The organism is Aurantimicrobium sp. (genome assembly GCF_036667855.1).
Classification (GTDB): Bacteria; Actinomycetota; Actinomycetes; order Actinomycetales; family Microbacteriaceae; genus Aurantimicrobium.
On sequence record NZ_JAVWTF010000098.1, the window covers coordinates 1 to 2,603 of the forward strand.

Sequence of the window (2,603 nt, forward strand, 5' to 3'; positions counted from 1 at the left end):
TCTCTTACTCTCTGCCTCATCCTCTCGTGTGGCACCAATGCCGATAAGAACGTCGGCCTGCGCAGGGATACCAGTGTTAGAGAAGTCAACGTCACCCATGTCAAGCAGACGCTTACCCTCGGCGCTATCACCAGCCTGCGTGGTGGACACAACAATCACACCATGCTTCTTACCGATGTTCCGCATGGCGCTAGCAGCGTACTCCAGCTGCAACACCTTGTTGGTTTCCTTCATCTGCAAGTTGCGAAGCTGATCTACAACAATCCACTTCGGTTCAAATTGTTCGATGAATCGCTCAATGTCAGCAGGCGAGCCGGGAGACAGTGACACGAACATGATGTTTTCCAAGCCACGCTTACGCGCAAGCTCTTCCCACTTACCAATGTCCTTGACCAACTGTTCTTCTGGTGCACCAGTGAGACAACTTACTGCACGTGCATACACATCGTCGAGCACATCTTCGTTGAGGAAGTAGATGCCCTTGGCTCCCTGATTAGCGAAGCCACATGCAATGGTGATGTTGAATGCAGTCTTGCCCATCTCTGGGCGAGCGAACGTGATGATGTGATGGCCAGGGCCAACACCACCCTTAAGGAATCCATTCAGTTCGAGAGGATAAACCTTCAGCAGTCCAGTGCCTTCGGCTTTCTTTGAGAACACATCCCTGAAGTTATTGCTATCCAGTATCTCAACGCCTTTAACGTTAAGATCTGACAGGCTCTCGATCCCCTTAAGCCTCTGCCAATCCGCCATGTGTTCGGACGGATCAGTCTTGTTGACAGCTGCCAATGCAATCTTCTGCATGACCGCTTCCATCTTACTACTGATGATAAGACTGTCCACGTTAGCTGCACTACTTCCATGTGCACGCGCTTCGCGGATCAAGGTGGCAAACCTTTCTTGATGCTTCTTGTTACCGGTTGTCGTTTCCATCTGAGCAATCAACAGCTCATGATCCACATGTGTTGCGTTGGGATCACGCTCGTAATAACCGTTGATGTTCTTCTTGACCAGCTGATACTCTCGGCTGTAATCCTTGTCAGTCAGATGCTCATTAACAAGATCGAACGTATTGCGTGACGCCATGATAGCGCCAAGGATGTTAGCTTCCATTTCGTGCCTCCGCTTCTGTTGCCCTATGCTCCAGAGAAATCATATCAACTGCCATAGAATACATGGCGTCTCTCAAGAGAATAGTACCATCAGCTTTAACACGCTCCCTGCAATCGTCCACACGCTCGGTGATGAGGGCGATAGTATCCTCGTCTTCTCCACCAAACTTTTCAACAAGCTCGTCAGTGAGGTAGTCAAACCAACTGTCAACAGCTGGGCAAGTCTCACCGGCATAGCTGAATGCTAATTTCCTAATTGCTTTATCCGTCAAGTGTCTCCTTTAGTTCATGGCCCGTACCTCGCTGACAAACTTCGTGAAGTTTGCATCATCCATATCCTTCACATCCTCCTTGTCCAACGGTTTAACGTTAAAGAGTCCAGAGAATCGGGGCATGTACAGCGCCTGCTTGATGGCCTGATCTGTCGCGTCGTTGTCCAACACGATGATTGCTTTCCTGAATCCTGCCTTAACAATCTCGTCAGCTCTCGCTTCATTGATCGTAGTCCCAAGCAAGGCAACCGCATCCATACCCGCACACATCAGACGATGTGCTGACGGAGCGTCCTCTACAACAACAACGGTGGTGCCGTATCGACTGGCTCGGAACCAAGCGATACTCTCTCCGGTATCTGGAAGCACTTCGTTCATGGCCTTTGGTGTGTCACCCCAGTATGAACGGAAGATAAACCCTCGGCGACGACCGTCTGGGTCACGGATGGGGATCATTACTCTGCGTCCCCGGCCTGCATAGGCGGGTGTATATGACCAGCCCGTCTCGCCGAAAGTTTCAACCGGAACATGCAGGCGTTCAGCCAGCATTAATGCAACCTCGTCCGGTAAGGGTTGCGCGTGATAGGTGTATGTTGAGCGAGCCTTGACCGGAGCGGTGCCCTCACCACCCGGCATCCCGCCTCTCCATCCACCCCTGAAGTTACACGAGGAACGATGACAACGCCACCACAGGAGACCTTCGCCTGTCATACCAACAGACAGAGAACTCTCCTTGTCCTGACCACCGAGGCAGCGAGGACATTCCTGTGATGACTGAATCGTGTCACGCTCCATGTCACCATAAGAAAGGATGATGTTATCACGTGGTGTCATTACTCAGTCCTCTTGATGTGTTCCTTTGCAAGCTGAGCACACAGAATCAGATCATCCAACCATCCGGCATCGAACTTGAAGTTCTTACGATGCCATGCTTCGTCATCCTCAATCACCATTGTGATGATTGGTGCCATCTTGTGCACGGTCCCATCACGCCCGTTGTACGGAAGGCGGGTAGTAATGTCCATACCCATCAGCTTGCCGTGAACAACTGGCGGACTCAGGTCACTCATGCTCTACTCCTTACCAGTCGATGTTGATGATGTATTCGCCAGCAGGGATCAGGCCCTTACTGTGCAGATCGTTAAGTACCATGTCATGATGAGGATAGAAGTTGCGATCCCACCACAGGCCGGTGCGGAATTCAGACAGTGATTCTGTG

4 protein-coding genes are annotated in these 2,603 nt (G+C 51.2%); all 4 read right to left on the reverse strand.

The window, feature by feature from the left end; genetic code table 11:
* Positions 1 to 1,113 (reverse strand): DnaB-like helicase C-terminal domain-containing protein (locus tag RR877_RS10330; RefSeq protein WP_332628182.1); only part of this gene is annotated, 1,113 nt, incomplete at its 3' end.
* Positions 1,103 to 1,384, reverse strand: a complete 282-nt coding sequence (locus RR877_RS10335; RefSeq protein WP_332628184.1) for a hypothetical protein — start codon at positions 1,382 to 1,384, stop codon at positions 1,103 to 1,105. The genes RR877_RS10335 and RR877_RS10330, both read right to left, overlap by 11 nt.
* A 9-nt stretch (positions 1,385 to 1,393) precedes the next feature.
* The gene (locus RR877_RS10340; protein WP_332628186.1) at positions 1,394 to 2,218 is read right to left on the reverse strand and encodes a hypothetical protein; all 825 of its coding nucleotides are present in this window, start codon (positions 2,216 to 2,218) and stop codon (positions 1,394 to 1,396) included.
* Positions 2,218 to 2,454 (reverse strand): hypothetical protein, encoded by a 237-nt coding sequence (locus RR877_RS10345; protein WP_332628188.1) that lies wholly within the window; start codon positions 2,452 to 2,454, stop codon positions 2,218 to 2,220. Before RR877_RS10345 ends, RR877_RS10340 begins: the two co-directional genes overlap by 1 nt.
* Between the last annotated feature and the right edge of the window lie 149 nt (positions 2,455 to 2,603).